The following is a 19,529-nucleotide window of genomic DNA, read 5'->3' on the forward strand; positions in this document are numbered from 1 at the left end:
TCAGGCCACCTCCTGCCGATGCAGTGCGAACAGATCGGATTCCGTCAGACCCTCGAGCGTCGTACGGAACACCCGACTCGCGGACGGCGGTACATCGGTGATCGAAGGGATCACCAGCACGGTGCAGCCCGCGGCATCCGCCGCGGCGGCACCGGTCGGCGAATCCTCCACGGCGAGACAGTCCGAGGGGTCGACCCCGAGTAGTTGCGCGGCACGCAGGTACGGCGCCGGGTCCGGCTTGCCGGCCGGGACCTCGTCGCCGCACACCGAGTGGTCGAAGTGCTCGCGCCCGAGCGTGTCGAGCGCGAACTCACACAACTCGCGGTCGGTGTTGGTCACGAGCGCCGAGCCGAGTCCCGCCGACCGCACCGTGCGCAACGCCTGCTGCGCACCCGGACGCCACGGCAAGCCGGCCGCGAACAGCTCCCCCATCCGGGTGTACAGCCAGTTCTTGGCGTCGGCGAGCGCGGCCGGGTGCGGGTCGAGGTCGAGCGACGCGAACACGGTCGTGAGCGCGTTGTGGCTGGACGCCCCGATCGTGGCGAGCCGGGTCTCCTCCGACATCGGACCGCCGAGGTGCAGCGACAGCTCCCGAACACCGACGTCCCACAGGTTCTCGGACTCGAGGAGCGTGCCGTCCATATCCCACAGGACGGCGCGCAGGGCGCCCGTCGACGTGGTCCCGGTTCGATCAAACATTGAAGTACTTGGCCTCCGGGTGGTGCAGCACGAATGCGTCGGTGGACTGCTCGGGGTGCAGCTGCACCTCCTCGGACAGCTCGACGCCGATCCGATCGGGCTCGAGCAGCGCGACGAGCTTGCGCCGATCCTCGAGGTCCGGGCAGGCGCCGTAGCCGAACGAGTAACGCGCACCGCGATATTCGAGCTTGAAGAAGTCCTCCACCTTCGACGGATCCTGCTCGGCGAGGTTGTGGCCGCCGGGCAGCACGAGTTCCTCGCGGACCCGGCGGTGCCAGTACTCGGCCAGCGCCTCGGTCAACTGGACGCCGATGCCGTGCACCTCGAGGTAGTCGCGGTAGGAGTTCGCCGCGAACAGTTCGTTCGCGAAGTCCGCGATCGGTTGTCCCATCGTCACGAGGTTCATCGGCAACACGTCGACCTGCCCGTCCTTGCGGGCGTCCTCGCGCGACCGCACGAAGTCGGCGATGCACAGGAACCGATCGCGCTGCTGACGCGGGAACGTGAACCGGAACCGCTCGGGCGCATCCGGTTCGGGGGACGCGAGCACGATCACGTCGTCGCCCTCCGACACCGCCGGGAAGTACCCGTAGACGACGGCGGCATGGTGCAGCACGCCCTCGGTGCTGAGGCGATCCAGCCAGTAGCGCAGGCGCGGCCGGCCCTCCGTCTCGACCAGTTCCTCGTACGTCGGTCCGTCGCCGGCACGCTGACCGCGCAGCCCCCACTGCCCGAGGAACAGCGCGCGCTCGTCGAGCAACCCCGAGTACTCGGCCAGGGCGATGCCCTTCACGATCCGGGTGCCCCAGAACGGCGGTGTGGGAACCGCGATGTCGGTCGCCACGTCGGAGCGCTCCGGGACCTCGACCGGCGTCTCCGCCGCCTTGCGCTTCTCCGCGATCCGCTTCGAGCGCTCGTGCCGCGCCTTGCGCTCGGCCGCCTTCTCGGCGGCCGCCAACGCTTCCGGGCTGTCCGGGGCCGGGCCCTCACCACGCTTGACGGCCATGATGGTGTCCATCAGGTGCAGTCCCTCGAAGGCGTCACGCGCGTACGACACCTCACCCTGGTAGACCTCGGACAGGTCGTTCTCGACGTACGAACGCGTCAGGGCCGCGCCGCCGAGGAGGACGGGGAACTGCTCCGCGACACCCTTGGCGTTGAGTTCCTCGAGGTTTTCCTTCATCACGACCGTCGACTTCACGAGCAGACCCGACATGCCGATGACGTCGGCCCGCTTGTCGAGCGCGACATCGAGGATGGTCGCGATCGGCTGCTTGATGCCGATGTTGACGACCTCGTAGCCGTTGTTCGACAGGATGATGTCGACGAGGTTCTTGCCGATGTCGTGCACGTCGCCCTTGACGGTCGCGAGCACGATCCGGCCCTTGCCCTCGTCGCCGGTGGACTCCATGTGCGGCTCGAGGTACGCCACCGCCGCCTTCATGACCTCCGCAGACTGCAGCACGAACGGCAACTGCATCTGGCCGGAGCCGAACAGCTCACCGACGGTCTTCATACCCGACAGCAGCGTCTCGTTGATGATCTCGAGCGGCGGACGTTCGAGCATCGCCGCCTCGAGGTCGGCCTCGAGCCCGTTCCGCTCGCCGTCGACGATGCGGCGCTCGAGCCGCTCGAACAACGGCAGTGCCGCCAGTTCCTCAGCCCGCGACTCGCGGGCCGAGGCGGCCGAGACGCCCTCGAACAGTTCCATCAGCTTCTGCAGCGGGTCGTAGCCCTCGCGGCGACGGTCGTAGACCAGGTCGAGCGCGGTCTCCCGCTGCTCGTCCGGAATCCGCGCCATCGGCAGGATCTTCGACGCGTGCACGATCGCGGTGTCCAGGCCCGCCTCGGTGCACTCGTGCAGGAACACCGAGTTGAGCACCTGCCGGGCGGCCGGATTGAGGCCGAACGAGATGTTCGAGATGCCCAGGGTGAAGTGGACGTCCGGGTAGCGCCGCTTGATCTCGCGGATCGCGTCGATCGTCTCGATGCCGTCCCGGCGCACCTCCTCCTGACCCGTCGAGATCGGGAACGTGAGCGCGTCGATGATGATGTCGGACTGCGACAGCCCCCACGTCGTGGTGATGTCCTCGATGAGCCGCGCGGCGATCCGCACCTTGTGCTCGGCGGTGCGGGCCTGGCCCTCCTCGTCGATGGTCAGCGCGACCACGGCGGCACCATGTTCCTTGACCAGCTTCATGATTCGCTGGTAGCGGGAGTTCGGGCCGTCGCCGTCCTCGTAGTTCACCGAGTTGACGGCACAGCGGCCGCCGAGGTGTTCGAGACCCGCGCGCAGCACCTCGGGCTCGGTGGAGTCGAGCATGATCGGCAGCGTCGACGCGGTTGCGAACCGGCTCGCCAGGGCGGCCATGTCCGCGGCACCGTCACGGCCGACGTAGTCGACGTTGAGGTCCAGCATGTGCGCGCCGTCGCGGGTCTGGTCCTTCGCGATGTCGATGCACTTCTGGTAGTCCTCGGCGATCATCGCCTCACGGAATGCCTTGGAGCCGTTGGAGTTGGTGCGCTCACCGATCATCAGGATCGACGCGTCCTGGTCGAACGGCACCGCCTGGTACAGCGACGACGTGCCGTCCTCGGGCTGCGGGATGCGCTGCGCCTTCTCCACCCGGCGAACCGCCTCGGCGACCTGGCGGATGTGCTCGGGCGTCGTACCGCAGCAGCCGCCGACGAGCGACAGCCCGAACTCGCTCACGAAGCCCGAGAGCGCGACCGCGAGTTCCTCTGCCGTGAGCGGATACTCGGCGCCGTTCGGACCCAGTTGGGGCAGACCGGCGTTCGGCATCACCGACACCGGCAGCTTCGAGTGCCGCGACAGGTGCCGCAGGTGCTCGCTCATCTCGTCGGGTCCGGTGGCACAGTTCAGGCCGATCATGTCGATCCCGAGCGGCTCGAGCGCCGTCAGCGCCGCACCGATCTCACTGCCGAGCAGCATCGTTCCCGTCGTCTCGACGGTCACGTGCGTGATGATCGGCAGGCGGCGGCCCAGCTTCTCCATCGCGTGCTGGCTGCCGATGATCGCGGCCTTGACCTGGAGCAGGTCCTGGCACGTCTCGACGAGGATCGCGTCGGCGCCGCCCTCGATCATGCCGAGCGCCGATTCGGTGTAGGCGTCGCGGAGCACCGCGAACGGCGCGTGGCCGAGTGTGGGCAGCTTGGTGCCGGGACCCATCGAACCGAGGACGAAGCGCCCCATGCCGTCGCGACCGGGACCCATCTCGTCCGCGACCTCACGGGCGAGGCGGGTGCCGCGCTCGGAGAGATCGCGGATGCGGTGGGCGATGTCGTAGTCGGCGAGGTTCGGCAGGTTGCAGCCGAACGTGTTGGTTTCGACCGCGTCGGCGCCGGCTTCGAAGTACGCGCGGTGGATGTCGCGCAGCACGTCGGGGCGCGTTTCGTTGAGAATCTCGTTGCAGCCCTCGAGCCCGAGGAAATCGTCGAGAGTCAGATCCGCGGCCTGCAGCATCGTGCCCATGGCGCCGTCGCCGATCACAACGCGCTGAGTGAGCGCATCGAGCAGGGCAGAGTGGAATGGTGCAGACATGCCGTCCAGAGTAGTGGGCGGTCCGACGGCGCCTGGTCGTAGGCTGGGTACGTGAGTTCCCCCGAGTTCCCCGACACCACCGCATCGGCCGATACCGATGCGGCAGTGCCGACTCTGCGCGACCCCGTCCTGATCGCAGCCTTCGAAGGCTGGAACGACGCGGGCGACGCCGCGAGCGGTGCTGTCGAGCACCTCGAGCTGACGTGGGACGCCGAGCCACTCGCGGAACTCGACTCCGAGGACTACTACGACTACCAGGTCAATCGGCCGATGATCCGGCAGGTCGACGGCGTGACCCGCGAGATCGTGTGGCCCACCACGCAGTTGTCGGTGTGCTCGCCGCCCGGCAGCGACCGCGACGTGCTGCTGCTGCGCGGCATCGAGCCGAACATGCGTTGGCGCAGTTACTGCAACGAACTGCTCGAGTTCGTCGAGGAACTCGGCGTCCACACGGTCGTCATCCTCGGGGCCCTGCTGGCCGACACCCCGCACAGCCGCCCGGTCCCCGTCACCGGGACCGCGTACAGCACCGAAGCGGCCGAACGCTTCAATCTCGAGAAGTCCCGCTACGAGGGGCCGACCGGAATCGCCGGCGTCCTGCAGGACGCCTGCGTCAAGGCCGGGGTGCCCGCCGTCTCGTTCTGGGCCGCCGTACCGCACTACGTCTCGCAGCCCCCCAACCCCAAGGCGACGGTGGCGCTGCTGCAGCGGGTCGAGGACGTCCTCGACGTCGAGGTACCGCTCGGTGATCTGCCCGACCAGGCCGAGGACTGGGAGGAGTCGGTGTCCGAGATGACCCGCGACGACGAGGAGATCGCGGAGTACGTGCGGACCCTCGAGGAGCGTGGCGACGCCGAGGCCGACATCTCCGACGCGATCTCCAAGATCGACGGCGATGCGCTGGCCGCCGAGTTCGAGCGGTACCTGCGCCGCCGCGGCCCCGGACGATTCGGGGCGTGAGCGGCGCACAGTCGCCGACCCTCCGCACCCGGATCCAGCTCGCCGCGCTGTATGCCGGCGGCTTCCTGGGACCGTTCGGCGGTGGCGTCGTCACGTCGATGCTGCCCGAGATCGGTGACGGACTCGGCGTCGACGCGGCCGCCGCGGCGACATCCCTGACCGCCTATCTGCTGCCGTTCGCGCTGGTCATGCTCGTGTCCGGGACTCTGGGGACGCGTTGGGGCCGGATGCGGACAGTGCGCACCGCGTACGGCGTGTACCTCGCCGCGTCGGTCGCGTGCTTCGCGGCGCCGACCCTCGAACTGTTCCTGGGCGCCCGAGTGCTGCAGGGGTGCGCGAACGCCTTCACCACTCCCCTGCTCCTCGCGACCCTGGCCGCGATGACCCCGCCGCAGAAACTCGGCCGCGCGCTCGGCGCCTTCGGTGCACTCCAGGCGGCCGGACAGACGAGCGCCCCGCTGATCGGCGGGCTCGCCGCCGAGGCGAACTGGCGCCTGGCGTTCCTCGCGATCGCGCTCGTCGCCGGGCTGCTCGGGGCGATCGGGCTACCCGACGCCGCCCGCGACATTCCGGTCGACACCGGTGCGCGTCTGCGGGACGCACTGCGTCCCTCGGTGCTCCGCGTGGGTGCCGTCGCGCTGCTCGGCTGGGGTGCGCTCGGTGGACTCGGGTTCCTTCTGGCCTTCCGCGCCGAGGACGTCTTCGGAATGGACCCGGCCGCCCGCGGGCTGCTCCTGACCGGGTTCGGTGTCGCCGGCATCCTCGCCGCCCGCCCGGTCGGCACGCTGATCGACCGGATCGGCGCACGCCGCACGGTGATGGTCGGCGCGCTCACCGGCGCGGCGCTGGTGGCGGTCGTGGGCACGGTCGGCAGCGCCGCCGTCGCCGCGCTCGCCTGGTTCGTCGCGGGCGTGGCGTCGCAGTTCGTGCTCGTCGGCGTCAATGCCGCCGTCCTCGGCGCCGAGGGCGGCAACCGCGGCGGCGCCGTGTCGGTGGTGCAGTCGCTCCGGTTCTCCGGCGCCGCCCTCGCGCCGCTGGCGCTGACCCCGCTGTACGCGGTCCACCCGGACATGAGCTTCCTGCTGCCAGCCCTGCTGCTGGCGGTGCTGCCCCCGATTCTCATGCCCCGCCCCGGTCGCGCGGCGACTCCCGACGCCTGACCCTCCCGTTCAGGGGGTCAGGACGAACATGCCGTTCGCGCGCCGCCGCTCGATCCGTTCGTGGGCGCGGGCGGCGTCGTCGAACCCGATCACCGAGTCGATGATCGGGGCGATACCACCGTCTGCAGAGAGTTCCAGGACCGCGGATCGCGCGGATGCGACTCGCGCGTGCCAGGCGGGGCCGCTGCACCCGGTGAGGGAGACACCACGCGTGAGCAGGTCCGAGGTGGTGACGGCGGCGGGTGCGCCGCCGAGCATCCCGTAGTAGAGCATTCGTCCGCTCAGCGGTGTCAGCAGGTCGAGGACGGCGAGTGCCGTGTCACCGCCGATCGACTCGAACGCGACATCGACCGTGCGGCCCTGCAGTGCGTCACGCACGCGTGCGGGCCAGTGCGCGTCCGTGTGGTCGACGACGATGTCCGCCCCGAATGCGCGGGCACGTTCCGCGCTCGCGGGGTTGCCGGCGGTCGCGACGATCGTGCCCACGCCGCGCGAGCGGACGAGTTGGGTCAGGTAGCCACCGATGCCGGTGCCCGCAGCCTCGACGAGGACGGTGCTGTCGGCGACCAGGCCGGCGGTCTCGAGCAGTGCCATCGCCACGGATCCGCCCATCACGACCGCGGCGGCGTCGATCGAGGACAGCCCGTCGGGTATCGGGACCGCGGATACCGCGGGCGCGCACACCAGCTCGGCGTGGGCGCCGAATCCGGTACCCGCCACCACGACACGGCTGCCGAGCAGAGCGGTGTCGACCCCCGCGCCGACCTCGGTGACGATGCCCGCGGCCTGTGTGCCGAACACCGCCGGCAGCGCGGTCGATGCGGGAAACACGCCGGATCTGATCTGCGTCTCGACGAACAGGATCGGCGCCGCCTCGGTGCGGATCAGGACCTCGCCCTCGGCCGGTGCGGGTTCGGGGACGTCCTGGGTCACGAGCACGTCGGGGCCACCGGTGGCCGTCATCACCACTGCCTTCATACGATCACCTTCTAATCTGACCGTCGGTCCGGTTTTCGGTAGCCCGAACGATATGGACCGTCGGTCAAGTTGTCAACGCTTCGATGGAGGTGCCGTGTCATCCGGAGGTCAGAAAGCAGAGCGTGCCGACGCCGCCCGCAACCGGCGCGCGATTCTCGACGCAGCAGCCCAGTTGCTGGCCGAGCACGACCCCAGAGACGTGTCGATGGAGCAGATCGCGGCGGTTGCCGGGGTCGGCAAGGGCACGATCTTCCACCGGTTCGGCAGTCGCGCCGGCCTGATGCGCGCGCTGGTCCTCGAACGCGCCCACACCCTGCGCCAGGCCGTGCTGACCGGCGCGCCACCACTCGGTCCGGGCGCACCGGCAGACGAACGACTCCAGGCCTACTTCGACGCCATGACCGACCTCGTCGTCGCGAACATCGGCCTGGTCGTGGCGTACGACTCCGCCGCCGACGATCCGCACGCCGACGAGATCCACGACTTCTGGTACCGACACGTCGCAGGACTGCTCTCCGAGGCCCGACCGGACGTCGATGCCGAACTGCTCGCCCGACTCCTCCTCGGAGCCCTCGGCGCCGATCTCGTGCAGCACCTCATCCAAGCCGGGCAGACCGCCAGGCTGAAGGTCGGCATTCGGCAACTCGTCGACTCCGTTCTGCACAGATGAACGTCGATCAGCCAGGACGCATGGGGACACTCCCATGCGTCCGTCGGCGTTCAGCGAGCGCGCAAAGCAGCCCGCCTGTCGCGGAAAGTGGCGTCCACCCGGCGTGGCGCTTCCGGCTTCGTCCGGGCAGATCCAGCACCCCAATATGATCAAGTCCGTGAGCGATCAGTCACGTTCCGCTCGAACAGCCGTCACGGTTTGGCTCTACGGCGGACCGCAACATGGCGACTCCAAGGACGTTTCGATCCCGCTGCCGCCAACAATCACCACCTCCGCGAACGAGGTCTACGCCAGGGTGGGCCCCGAGCTCGACGAATCCGGCCAACCGCTATCCACCTGGTGCTATCGCTGGGAGCCCCACGTCGCGCTCGAAGAGCCGCTCGATCGTTAGAGTTCTTCGACGGACACGCGATGCATCCAGGGTTCAACCGCTCGACTCGGAGCATCACTCCACTCCCGCGACTCCCGTTGCGACAGAAACCTTCTCCTAGAAGCAGTCGATCCGGTAGCGCATGCGGGACGTGACGCACCACGCCGGTCGACACCATCCCCCGTGCGGCAGCGAGACGGCCCGCGGATTCGGGTATTCCTGCGGTTCCGTCTCGAACCGAGTTCTACCACGCGACACGCCCGACACGATTCGGCTTATCTTCCGTTTCCGTTGCGCACAGAGTGACTACTGTTGCCGATGTGACCACTGCGGACGTTGCACCGAACCCGAGGCCCGAACGGAGCATCGACATCTACCGCCGTTCGGTGTCGTGGCTCGAGACCCACCTCCCCCGCGGCTGGACCGTGTCCGCGGATCGGCCCCGCTCCCCCGCGGCGCCCAATCGTCTGCTGATCACGGCGCCCGACGGCGACACGGTCTCGTACTCGATCGTCACGTCGAAGGGCGTGCTCAGCGGCGACGTCGCCCGCATCTCCGCCGAATTGTCCGACAGCGATCGGGCATTCGTGTGTGCGCACTACCTGTCGGACCCGGTGCGCCGCCAACTCGACGGGCACGGGATCTCGTACGCCGACGCCACCGGCAACGTCAACCTCGTCGCGGAGCGGCCCGCGATCTGGGTGCGCAACCGCGGCGCGGACGCCGACCCCTGGCGGGGGCCGGGCCGTCCGTCCGGCGTGCTCACCGGCGAACCGTCCGAACGTGTGGTCCGCGCGCTCGCCGACCACACCGGTGAACTGTCGGTTCCCGAACTGATCAGGCTCTCCGGCGCGTCCACGGGTGCGGCGTACCGGGTGGTCGAGGTGCTCTTCGAGCGCGAACTGCTCACCCGTCTCCCGCGCGGCCCGATCACCGACGTCCGGTGGCAGCACATGCTGCGGGCGTGGGCGGCCGACCGCAAACCCTGTCCGACACGCGGTTTCGCGGCACCCGGCGGTCTCGACGACCTGCGCTCCCGCCTGGCCGCGACCAACGGCGATCTCGGCTACGCCGTCACCGGGATCGGCGCCACCGACTACGCCACCCCCACCGTGATCGAGGTGTACGCCGACGACGTCGACGCGTTCGCCGCCGCGCTGGATCTGCGGCCCGTCGACGGCGGAGCCGACATCGTCGTGGCCACGCCGTGGTCGGCGGTGGTGTTCGACCGCATGCAGTACCGCGACGGGCTGCGCTGCGTCGCCCCGGCGCACGCGTACGCGGACCTGGTCGCGGGTCCGTTCCGGCACCCGGACGCCGCCGACTACCTGCTGACGACGCTCAGCGCGGACGAATCCGCGTGGCGCCGGCCCCTGCGTCGTACGCGGTGACCGACCGGCGTGTTCGCTCGCGGACCGGCCGACGCCCTAGGCTGTGACGGTGAGCGATTCAGGTGACCCGGGGACGGTCGCAGACGTCGATTTCGCCGCGCGTGAGGACCGGCTGCGGCTGTTCTCCTTCACGACGGCCGAGAAGCGCACCGAGTACCTGTGGGTGCTGCGCGCGTTCGACAACGCGCGCGCCAATTACGTGGTCCTGTTGCACGCGGGTGAGGTCGCGGACATTCTCGCGCGCACCGCCGGCGACGACCCGTCCGGCGCCCTCACCTCGGCCGAGATCACCCCGCTGCTGGAGCAGTTGCACACGTGGGGCGTCCTGGAACGCAGCTACGACGGCAGCCGCGCCGCCACGCTCGCCGAGTACCGCAACCGGCACTTCGTCTACCAGTTCAGCCAGGCCGGCTACCTGGCGTTCCGGGCCGTCGAGGACCTCCTCGGTGCCCGGCTCGAGGACGCGACCCTCTCCCGGCTCGCGCTGCCGGACCTGCTCGCCGACCTCGAGGAACTCGCCGAGGCCAACCGTCGCGGCGACGACGACCTGATCTACCGCAAGCTCTCCCGCCTGGATTCCACGCTCACCGACATGGCCGCCCGCGCGGCGCAGTTCTACCTGATGCTCGGGGACCTGGTGCGCACCACGGAGATCACCCCCGAGGCGTTCCTCGCCCACAAGGACGCGCTGCTCAGCCACATGCGGGAGTTCAGCTCGGACCTGGCGCGCTACGCGCCGAAGCTCGCGGCCGCGATCGCACTCGTGGAGTCCACCGGCATCGACGCCCTGATCGCGCGTGCCGCGGCCAGCGACGAGCGCCTGTTCATGTCCCGCGAGGATCGTGAATCCGACTGGCGGGCACGCTGGTCGGGGCTGGCGCAGTGGTTCGTGGCGGCCGCGGGCCCGAGCGAGTCCGATCGGCTGCGGGAAGGCACGATGAGCGCGATCGCGGCCGTGCTGTCGCTGCTGCGACGCGTCACCGAGACCCGGCGCGGCGGCGTGAGCCGGGAGAGCCAGCTGCGCCACCTCGCCGGCTGGTTCGCCGCGACGCCCACCGAGGACTCGGCGCACGCGCTGTTCCAGCTGGTGTTCGACCTCGGCCGCCCGCGCCACCTGTCGATGGTCCACCCGGACGCCGACATCATCCCCGACTCGCGGTCGTGGTGGGACGCGACGCCGGTCGAGATCTCCCGCACGCTCGCCGAGACCGGGCGGGCGGCGACGCCGGGGATGCCGTCGCGCGTGCAGCGCAACGAGGGCAGCATCCGACGGCTCCGGGAGGAACAGTTGGCCGGCCAGCGCGCCCGCGCCGTCGCGGCGTCCTCGCTCGCCGCGAAGGGCGCCTACGACCGGGTGCTCGACGCGCAGGAGACCGACGTGCTGCTGAGCCTGCTCAACGCGGCGCTCACCGCGCGGGTGCCGGTCAGCGGCGAGGTCCCCAGCTCGACGGGCTCGGAGAACGGAGTCCGGCTGACCCTGAGCCCGCACGCGGAATCCACGGTGGTCCAGACCGCCCGCGGCCGTCTCCACCTCGACGGACTGCAGGTGAGCGTGAAGTGAGGGCCCGCACCGTCTCCCCGCTGGACCTCGACTCGTACCAGCGGGCCGCCCGCGTCATCCTGTCCAATCACCTTGTGACGCAGACCTACCCGGACCGTCTGGCGCTGCCGCTGCTGCGCCGGTGGGCCACCGAACTGCGCGACGACCTACTCGAGCTGTTCGGGTACCGCCTCGAGGTGACCGAGACGACGGCACGCCTGTTCACGGTGCCCGACCGGCTCACACCGGGCACCCCCGCCCGAACCACCAACGACCGCACCTTCGACCGCCACCGGTACGCCTACCTGGCGCTCGCGCTCGCGGCCCTCGGACGCGCCGGCAACCAGATCACGCTCTCGGAGTTGGCCGACCACGTCGCCGCCGAGGCCGCGCAGGTCCCCGGGGTGGCGTTGTCGACAGACCGGGCCGCGGACCGTGACGCGTTCGTCGACGCGGTCGGCTGGCTCGCGGCACGCGGCGCGATCGTCCTCGCCGACGGCGACGCCGGCGGCTGGGCGTCGAATCCCGCTGCGGGCGAGGCGCTCTACGACATCGACCGCTCCGTGGTCGTCGCCCTGTTCCGGCCGCCGCGGGCGCTGCAGCACCTGACGTCGGTGCGGTCGCTGCTCGCGGGCGAGCAGTCGGCTCTCGACGAGGACGCGATCGGGTACCGCCCCGCCGATCCGCGGGAGATTTCGCGCCGGATGCGGCGCGCGCTCGTCGAACGTCCCGTCGTGTACGCGGACGAGTTCGGCGACGACGAACGACTCCAGTTGGCGCTCCCCCGCACGGCGTCCGACGTCGAGGACCTGACCGGACTGGTGGCCGAGCGCCGCGCCGAGGGCATCGCGATGATCGACCCGTCCGGCCGGATGTCGGACGTCCGGTTCCCCAGCACGGGCACCGTCGCCCAGGTGGCGCTGCTGCTGGCCGGCGAGATGGCCGACCGAGTCCTCGACCTGGATGCGCCCGAACTCCCCCGGCACCCGCTTCCCGACTCCGGTCAGCACGATCTGATCGCCCACCTGGACGCCGCGATCCCCAGTGCCGGGATCTTCGAGCACCTCGCCGACGACGCCGGGGACGCCCCCGCCGATCTCTTCACGCCGGTGGACGACCGCCCCGAACCGGCCCGATACGCGCTGCTCGACGACGTGTGGCTGGCGGCGGCCGTCGACGAACTGGTGCGCCAGTTCGGACGCACGTTCGCCGCGCAGTGGCAGGCCGATCACGACGGCCTGCGGCGCAGCGCCGTGGCGCTGCTCGCGCGCCTGGACCTCGTCCGGCGCGTCGACGACGGCGTGCTGGTGCTACCGGCCATCGCACGTTTCCGCGGCGTCGTCGTCAACATCCGCGACCGCACCGCACAGTCCGATCTGTTCCACGAACCGGTTCCCGGCGAACCTTCGAGCACCGACGAACCCACCTCCGTAGAGAAGTAGAGGCACATTTCGTATGGCACACGCGCGTTTCAAGCCGACCCGCGCCGGGATCGTCAACCTGTGGGACTACCGCGACCAGGAGTTCTCGTTCGCCGACGGCCGCCTGGTGCTGCGCGGGCCCAACGGTTCGGGCAAGACGAAGGCGCTCGAGGTGCTGTTCCCCTTCGTGTTCGACGGCCGCATCGAGCCGCGCCGCCTCAACCCGTTCGCGGGCGAGGAACGGACCATGAAGTCGAATCTGCTCTACCGCGGCCAGGATTCGGCCCACTCGTACGTGTGGATGGAGTTCTGCCGCGGACCGCAGGACGACCCGGAGGCGGTCACCGTCGGCATCGGGATGCGTGCGACCCGCCAGAACGACAAGGTCACCCGGTGGTACTTCGTCGCGGAGGGCCGGGTGGGTGTCGACTTCTCGCTGCTCGGCGGCGACGACCGGCCACTCACCAAGAAACAGCTCGCCGAGCAGCTCGGCAGTGACGCCATCACCGACCGCCCGGTCGACTACCGTGCCGCGATCGACGCCCGGTTGTTCGGACTCGGGGCCGAACGCTACGACCAGCTGATCAACCTGATCCTGACGCTGCGCCGCCCCCAGCTCGCGAAGAACCTCGACCCGAAGGGCCTGTCGCAGGCGCTCACCGACGGACTTCGCCCGCTCGACGAGCAGCTCGTGCTCGAGGCGGCCCGCTCCTTCAGCGACATGGAGGAGGTGGGCCGTGCACTCGAGGGGCTGGCGGCCGCCGACCAGGCCGCGCAGAGTTTCGTGACCGTGTACTCGAAGTACCTGGCCCAGCAGGCCCGCACGGACGTCGAACAGGTGGCCCGCCGGCTCGAGTCCGTCGACCGGGCCAAGGCAGTGCTCGACGAGGCACTCGCGCGGCAGACGTCCCGCCAGGAGGAGCGCCTGCTCGCCGAGGAGCGGTTCACCGTCGCCGAGCGCGCGCTCGAGCAGGCCCGCGCCGACCTCGACACCCTGCAGCGCTCCGGCGCGTACGAGGGCAAGCAGCAGCTCGACGACCTCGCGGCCGCCGTCGAGCAGCTCAAGGTGTCGACCGCGCAGCAGGCCGACAAGGCACGCAAGGCGCAGGCAACGCTCGAGCAGCGCACCGACGAGGCCGTGCGCGCGACCGACGCGGTGCGCCGGGCGAGCGCGGCCATGGTGCGCGCCGAGGAGGAGCTGGCCGAGTCGGCCGAGCAGGCCGGGATCGCGTGGACCCCGCTGCCGGAGGGCGCGCGGGCCGACCAGATCACCACCACCGTCCGCGGACACGCCGAGGAACGCGACGGCGACGTGCGCGCCGTGCGCGCGGCGCTGGCCACGGTCGAGAAGGCCACCACGGAGCGGGACCGCGCCGACCGCGCAGCGGACAAGGGCCGCGAACTGCTCGACGCTGCCCAGGCCGCGGTCGCCGAGGCCGAGGCCTCCGTGGAACTGGCCCGGGCGGACTGCGCGGCCGCGTTGCGCGGATGGTGGACGGAGCATTCGTCCGAGTACGCCTCGATCGGGGTGACCGCCGACCTGTTCGCGGCCCTGGATGCGGCGCTCGCGCAGGCCGGCGAGGACGACTCCCCCAGCCTGACGACCGTGCTCCACGAACAGACCCAGTCGGCGCTCGACGAGCAACGCGCCCAGCGACGTGACGCGGCGGCCGCGCAGTCCGCGACCGCCGAACGGATCACCGCGCTGCGCGCCGACCGGAAGCGCGTCGCCGCCGAACACGACGACGCCCCCGCCGGATTCGCGTTCCGCACCGGTGACCGCGCCGACCTCCCCGGCGCTCCGCTGTGGCGTCTGGTGCGGTTCGCCGACGGTGTCGACCCGGCCGTCGCGGCCGGCGTCGAATCCGCGCTGGCCGCGGCGAACCTCCTCGACGGCTGGGTGTTCGGCGGGGACGGTCCGCTCCCGGACCTCCCGTCCGAGCAGTTCCTCACGCCGCTGCCCGCGGATCGTCGACCGGACGGTCCGACGCTGGCCGACGTGCTCGAGGTGGAACCCGACGCCGGCGTGTCCGAGGCGACCGTGCAGGCCGTCCTGGACTCGGTGGCACTCGACCGCACCGGCACGGCCGGGGCCGCCGCCGTCGGGGTCGGGGTGGACGGCCACTTCTGGCAGGGCGTCCAGCGCGGCCGCCACGTCAAGGCGGACGCCGAGTACATCGGCACCACCGCGCGCGAGCGGCGCCGCGCCCAACGCCTCGAGGAACTCGACGACGAGATCGCGGCCGCGGAGGAAGCCCTGGGTGCCGCCCGCGACGCCGAGGCCGAGACCGCCGCGGTCCTCGAGCGGCTGGCGGGTGCCGGCAAGGCGCTGCCGCGGACGTCGGGCGTGCTCGCCGCGATCAAGAAGCTCACCGAGTCGGCCGGCGCCCTGCGCACCCGGTCCGAGTCCACGGCCACCGTCGGCGAGGAACTCGATCAGGCGATCGCCGACCACACCGCCAAGGAGAAGCAGCTGCGCGCGGTCGCCGTGACGCACCGCACGTCCCATCAGGCCCGGGACGTCGACGCGCTCGCGGCCGCGATCCGGCACTTCGAGAACCAGGGCGAACAGCTGCTCCGCTGCCGCCGTGAGCACGAGAAGGAACTCGAACTGCACCGGGAGGCCGACGACCGCCTCGAGGAGGCGCGCGGGAACGCCGAGGAGTTCGTCGAGGAGGCCGCGGTCGCCGAGGAGAACTACGCGCAGCAGGTCTCCCGCCTCGAGACCCTCCGCGAGGCGCTCGGCGCCAGCGCCGAACAGATCGACGCCGAGCTCGAGCAGGCCAGGGCCCGCATCGAGGTGTGCAAGACCGAGCAGCGCGCGGCCCGCAAGACGTACGACGCCGCGGTCGAGCAGATCGGCAAGGCCGAGGGCGCACACGCCGCCGCCATCGAGACCCTGCGCAGCGCGCTGACCGAAACCCGTTCGGACGCAGACCGACTCGCACCCTACGCGCGGCGCGACCTGCTGGATCTGCTCGGCGCCCCGACCCAGCACGCGTGGCCGCAGAGTTCCGCGGCGTGGCTGAGCCCGGACCAGCTGGTGTACCGGATCGCCACGGAGGGTGATCCCGACGCGCCGATCCTGCCGCCCGAGGTGGAGGCCCTCTACCGGGCGCTGGACGCGGCCACCGCGTCGGTAAAGACCAGCGAGAACGCGAAGAAGTCGACCCGCTCGGCGCTCACGGCGGCGCTCCAGGACTTCGACGCCCAGCTGGCCGCGGCCGGTCAGGACTACCGGCTGCAGTGGGACGCACCGGACGGGCTCACCGTCGTCCGCGTGCAGGACGACCAGGGCTACTCGTCGATCGGCGAGTTCGCGACCCGGATCAGCGCGGCGCGCCGAGATCAGGAAGTGCTGCTGACGGATTCGGAGCGGCGCATCCTCGAGGACGCGCTGCTGACCGGTCTCGCGCAGCAGATCCACGAGCGCACCGCGGACGCGCGCGACCTCATCGCGCAGATGGGTGCCGAGATGCGCGAGCGGCGCATGTCGTCCGGCAGCACGATCGGCGTGCACTGGGTGCTCGCCGACAACCTCGACGACAGTTCACGAGCCGTGTCGAAGCTGCTCGACCGGGCGACGTCGGCGTTGAGCGCCGACGAATTGGCCACCATCCGAGCACATTTCGCGGCGCAGGTACGCATCGCCCGGGCCGCCCACCCCGAGCGGTCGTACCCGGAGATCCTGGCGGCGGCGCTCGACTACCGGCGTTGGCGGGTGTTCTCGTTCACCCTCATCGGCGGCGACGGCAGCGAGGACCGGCTCACCGTGGCCCGGCACAGCGCACTGTCCGGCGGCGAGCAGTCGGTGTCGCTGCACCTGCCGCTGTTCGCGGCGGCGCACGTCATGCTGTCGTCCGCCGATCCGCACTCGCCGCGCCTGCTCGGACTCGACGAGGCATTCGCCGGCGTGGACGACAACGGCCGTAGCGAACTCCTCGGTCTGAGCGTGCAGTTCGATCTCGATCTGTTCATGACCGGCTACGACCTGTGGATCACGTACGCGGGCGTGCCGGGGTGTGCCCACTACGACCTCGCGCATTCGACCGCGGAGCAGAGTGTGAGCGCGGCGCTGCTCGTGTGGTCGGGCGGCGGACTGCTCGCGGAGCACGACGGGAGCAATCTGGCGCGCGCTCTCGGCTCGCCGATGCGCCGCCGGGTGCCCGCGACCGCCGAGGGCGGACTCGAGTTCGCCGAGGTCTAGCCACCGACAATCGCTCCGAGACCGGCACCGCCCGAACCGGCGCGCTGCACCCCGCCGACGGCGTGTGGGCAGCGCGCCGGTCTCTGTGTGGACCGTCACTTCGGCCGATCGGGCCTCTCACACATTCCGGACACAGTGTGACCTGGATCACAATGTAACTCAATTGTGATCTGGGTCGCCGCAGCTTGCGATCTTCAGGACTCCGCCTGTTATCTGGTTGTGACCTTGTCGTGACCACCGGGTGATGCAGCGGTCAGAACAACTAACTCGACCCTACCGGTGCTCACGTTCGGCGGCTGCCCCGTCTGCAGCCCAAAGCTGGAGCACGAACCTTGAACGATTCGCGTAAGAGCACTTCCAACCAGACGTCGACCACTGCCCGATGCGGGTTCACGTCACGAGCCCGTATCGCCGGCATCGCCACCATGGCCGCCGCCGGACTGATCGGAAACGCCGTCTTCGGCCCGATCGCGTCCGGTAACGCCGAGCCCCTGCCGGCCGCCCCGGCGGCCCTGACCGCACCCGCCGCCCAGGTGACACCTGCACAGTTCCTCGACTCCACCGGCCTGCAGAAGGCACTCAACTTCCCGGAGTCGACTCCCGTGCCCGCCCCGGCCCCGAACCCGCAGGCGAGCATCATCCCAGCCATCGCGCCCCCGCCCCCGCCGCCGCCCGCACCGGCGTCCGTCACGCTCGACGAGCTCGTGCGCATCGTCCCGCAGGTGTCGCCCGACCAGCTGGCCGGCTACGTCGCGCCGCTGAACGAGGCCCTGGCGAAGGCCGGCATCGATACCGCGGTGCGCAAGGCCGCATTCATCGCACAGCTGGTCGTCGAGTCGGACTCCTTCCGCACGTTCGAGGAGTACGCGTCCGGCAGCGCCTACGAAGGCCGCTCGGACCTGGGCAACGTCGCGCCCGGCGACGGCGAGCGCTACAAGGGCCGCGGCGCGATCCAGGTGACGGGTCGTCACAACTACCAGAGCGTCAGCGACTACCTCGGCATCGACTTCGTCGCGCACCCCGAGCTCATGGCGACGCCGGAGAACGCCTTCGAGACCGCCGCGTGGTACTGGCAGTCGCGCAACCTCAACGCCGTGTCGGACACCGGCAGCATCGAGAGCGTGTCGCGGATCGTCAACGGCGGCACGCACGGCCTGCCGCAGCGCATCGACAGCTTCCAGCGCGCCCTCTCCGTTCTCCACTAGAAACCGGCCGAACAGAGTCACCCTGGTTGAGTTTTCGGGTCGCCGAACTCTATAGTGCGAAGTGACGAATAACCGACGGCCGGTTGTTCGAGAAGCGCCCTGTGGAGATCAGTGAGCACCGATACCGACGCACCCGCCCCGCACCGCCAGCGGGGCGGTTTGCGTTCCGTCGCCCTGCTGGGACCGGCGTTCGTCGCCGCCATCGCCTACGTAGACCCCGGTAACGTCGCCGCGAACCTCACCGCGGGCGCGAAGTACGGTTACCTGCTGATCTGGGTGCTGGTCCTCGCGAACGCGATGGCCGTGCTGATCCAGTACCTGTCCGCGAAGCTCGGCCTCGTGACCGGGCGCTCGCTGCCCGAGATGCTCGGGACCAGGCTCCGCCCGGGCAGTCGCCGCGCGTTCTGGCTGCAGGCCGAGGCGATGGCCGCGGCGACCGACATCGCCGAGGTGATCGGCGGGGCGATCGCACTGCACCTGCTGTTCGGGCTGCCGCTGTTCGTCGGAGGTCTGATCACCGGCGTGGTGTCGATGCTGATCCTGTCGATCCAGTCCCGCCGGGGACAGCGGACGTTCGAGTTCGTGGTGATGGGCCTCCTGGCGATCATCACGGTCGGGTTCCTCACCGGGCTCGCCTTCACCGACGTCTCGGGCCGCGACGCCATCGAGGGTCTCGTCCCCCGCTTCGACGGCCCCGAGACCGTCCTGCTGGCCGCCAGCATGCTCGGCGCCACCGTGATGCCCCATGCGATCTACCTACACTCCGCGCTCGCCCGCGACCGGCACGGCGCCGCGGGTCACGGCCCCCGCCTGCACCGTCTGCTGCGCGTGACCCGATGGGACGTCGCGAGCGCGCTGGTCGTCGCCGGCGGCGTGAACATCGGCATGCTGCTGCTGGCCGCGTCCGCGCTCCGCGGGGTCCCCGACACCGACAGCATCGAGGGCGCGCACGCCGCGATCCAGGCGTCGCTGGGACCGGGCGTCGCGATCGTCTTCGGCGTCGGCCTGCTCGCCTCGGGCCTGGCGTCCACCTCGGTCGGTTGCGCCGCCGGGTCCGAGATCATGCACGGGCTGCTGCACATCCGGATCCCGGTCCTGACTCGTCGGGTCGTCACACTGATCCCCGCGCTGATCGTGCTCGGTATCGGGGTCGACCCCACCTACGCGCTCGTCATCAGCCAGGTCGTGCTGAGCCTGTGCATTCCGTTCGCGCTGATTCCCCTGGTCCGCATGACCTCCGACCGGGAACTCATGGGCCCCGAACGCAACGCGCCCGCCACCGCGGCCGCCGCGTGGTTCTGCGCCGGGCTCATCATCGCGCTCAACGTCACCCTCCTCTGGTTGACCGTGACCGGATCGAACTGAG

The 19,529-nt window shown here is 70.6% G+C and carries 13 protein-coding genes; 10 read left to right on the top strand and 3 right to left on the bottom strand.

The window, feature by feature from the left end; genetic code table 11:
• Both EGT67_RS14965 and metH read right to left on the bottom strand, forming a co-directional pair.
• Complete coding sequence (locus EGT67_RS14965; protein ID WP_127916873.1) at nt 1-699, bottom strand: HAD family hydrolase; 699 nt, start codon at nt 697-699, stop codon at nt 1-3.
• Nucleotides 692-4,261 carry a methionine synthase gene (gene metH, locus EGT67_RS14970; RefSeq protein WP_127916874.1) on the bottom strand — a complete coding sequence of 1,190 codons (3,570 nt, stop codon included), beginning with the start codon at nt 4,259-4,261 and terminating at the stop codon, nt 692-694. Before metH ends, EGT67_RS14965 begins: the two co-directional genes overlap by 8 nt.
• 51 nt (nt 4,262-4,312) lie before the next feature.
• On the opposite strand from metH, the gene EGT67_RS14975 reads away from it, so the two are divergent.
• Both EGT67_RS14975 and EGT67_RS14980 read left to right on the top strand, forming a co-directional pair.
• Complete coding sequence (locus tag EGT67_RS14975) at nt 4,313-5,221, top strand: PAC2 family protein (RefSeq protein ID WP_127916875.1); 909 nt, start codon at nt 4,313-4,315, stop codon at nt 5,219-5,221.
• Nucleotides 5,218-6,381, top strand: a complete 1,164-nt coding sequence (locus EGT67_RS14980; protein ID WP_127916876.1) for an MFS transporter — start codon at nt 5,218-5,220, stop codon at nt 6,379-6,381. Before EGT67_RS14975 ends, EGT67_RS14980 begins: the two co-directional genes overlap by 4 nt.
• Before the next feature lie 9 nt (nt 6,382-6,390).
• Here EGT67_RS14980 and EGT67_RS14985 read toward each other — a convergent pair whose 3' ends face one another.
• Nucleotides 6,391-7,359 carry a quinone oxidoreductase family protein gene (locus EGT67_RS14985; RefSeq protein ID WP_241566042.1) on the bottom strand — a complete coding sequence of 323 codons (969 nt, stop codon included), beginning with the start codon at nt 7,357-7,359 and terminating at the stop codon, nt 6,391-6,393.
• 94 nt (nt 7,360-7,453) lie between these two features.
• On the opposite strand from EGT67_RS14985, the gene EGT67_RS14990 reads away from it, so the two are divergent.
• From EGT67_RS14990 to EGT67_RS15025, 8 genes are all read left to right on the top strand, one after another.
• Complete coding sequence (locus EGT67_RS14990; RefSeq protein ID WP_241566043.1) at nt 7,454-8,029, top strand: TetR/AcrR family transcriptional regulator; 576 nt, start codon at nt 7,454-7,456, stop codon at nt 8,027-8,029.
• 157 nt (nt 8,030-8,186) lie between these two features.
• A complete protein-coding gene (locus tag EGT67_RS14995; protein WP_127916878.1) occupies nt 8,187-8,420 on the top strand; it encodes a hypothetical protein in 234 nt (77 codons plus the stop codon).
• Between the two features lie 299 nt (nt 8,421-8,719).
• Nucleotides 8,720-9,790, top strand: coding sequence for a helix-turn-helix domain-containing protein (locus tag EGT67_RS15000; protein ID WP_127916879.1), 1,071 nt, complete (start codon nt 8,720-8,722; stop codon nt 9,788-9,790).
• Between the two features lie 112 nt (nt 9,791-9,902).
• Nucleotides 9,903-11,351, top strand: a complete 1,449-nt coding sequence (locus tag EGT67_RS15005) for a TIGR02677 family protein (RefSeq protein WP_206612405.1) — start codon at nt 9,903-9,905, stop codon at nt 11,349-11,351.
• The gene (locus EGT67_RS15010) at nt 11,348-12,772 is read left to right on the top strand and encodes a TIGR02678 family protein (RefSeq protein WP_127916881.1); all 1,425 of its coding nucleotides are present in this window, start codon (nt 11,348-11,350) and stop codon (nt 12,770-12,772) included. The genes EGT67_RS15005 and EGT67_RS15010 overlap by 4 nt, the downstream gene beginning before the upstream one ends.
• 13 nt (nt 12,773-12,785) lie before the next feature.
• On the top strand, nt 12,786-16,958 hold the full coding sequence (locus tag EGT67_RS15015) for a TIGR02680 family protein (protein WP_127916882.1): 4,173 nt from the start codon (nt 12,786-12,788) through the stop codon (nt 16,956-16,958).
• A gap of 332 nt (nt 16,959-17,290) precedes the next feature.
• Entirely contained in the window at nt 17,291-18,163 is an 873-nt protein-coding gene (locus EGT67_RS15020) for a glycoside hydrolase family 19 protein (protein WP_127916883.1), read from the top strand.
• Nucleotides 18,164-18,274: 111 nt separating this feature from the next.
• The gene (locus EGT67_RS15025) at nt 18,275-19,528 is read left to right on the top strand and encodes an Nramp family divalent metal transporter (protein ID WP_127916884.1); all 1,254 of its coding nucleotides are present in this window, start codon (nt 18,275-18,277) and stop codon (nt 19,526-19,528) included.
• Nucleotide 19,529 lies beyond the last annotated feature (1 nt).

It is taken from the genome of Prescottella agglutinans, assembly GCF_004011865.1.
Lineage (GTDB): Bacteria > Actinomycetota > Actinomycetes > Mycobacteriales > Mycobacteriaceae > Prescottella > Prescottella agglutinans.

Bases quoted from the DNA above. Each gene is read 5' to 3' on its own strand.
- EGT67_RS14965 (WP_127916873.1), bottom strand. From the start codon at position 699: ATGTTTGATCGAACCGGGACCACGTCGACGGGCGCCCTGCGCGCCGTC.
- metH (WP_127916874.1), bottom strand. From the start codon at position 4,261: ATGTCTGCACCATTCCACTCTGCCCTGCTCGATGCGCTCACTCAGCGC.
- EGT67_RS14985 (WP_241566042.1), bottom strand. From the start codon at position 7,359: ATGAAGGCAGTGGTGATGACGGCCACCGGTGGCCCCGACGTGCTCGTG.
- EGT67_RS15015 (WP_127916882.1), top strand. From the start codon at position 12,786: ATGGCACACGCGCGTTTCAAGCCGACCCGCGCCGGGATCGTCAACCTG.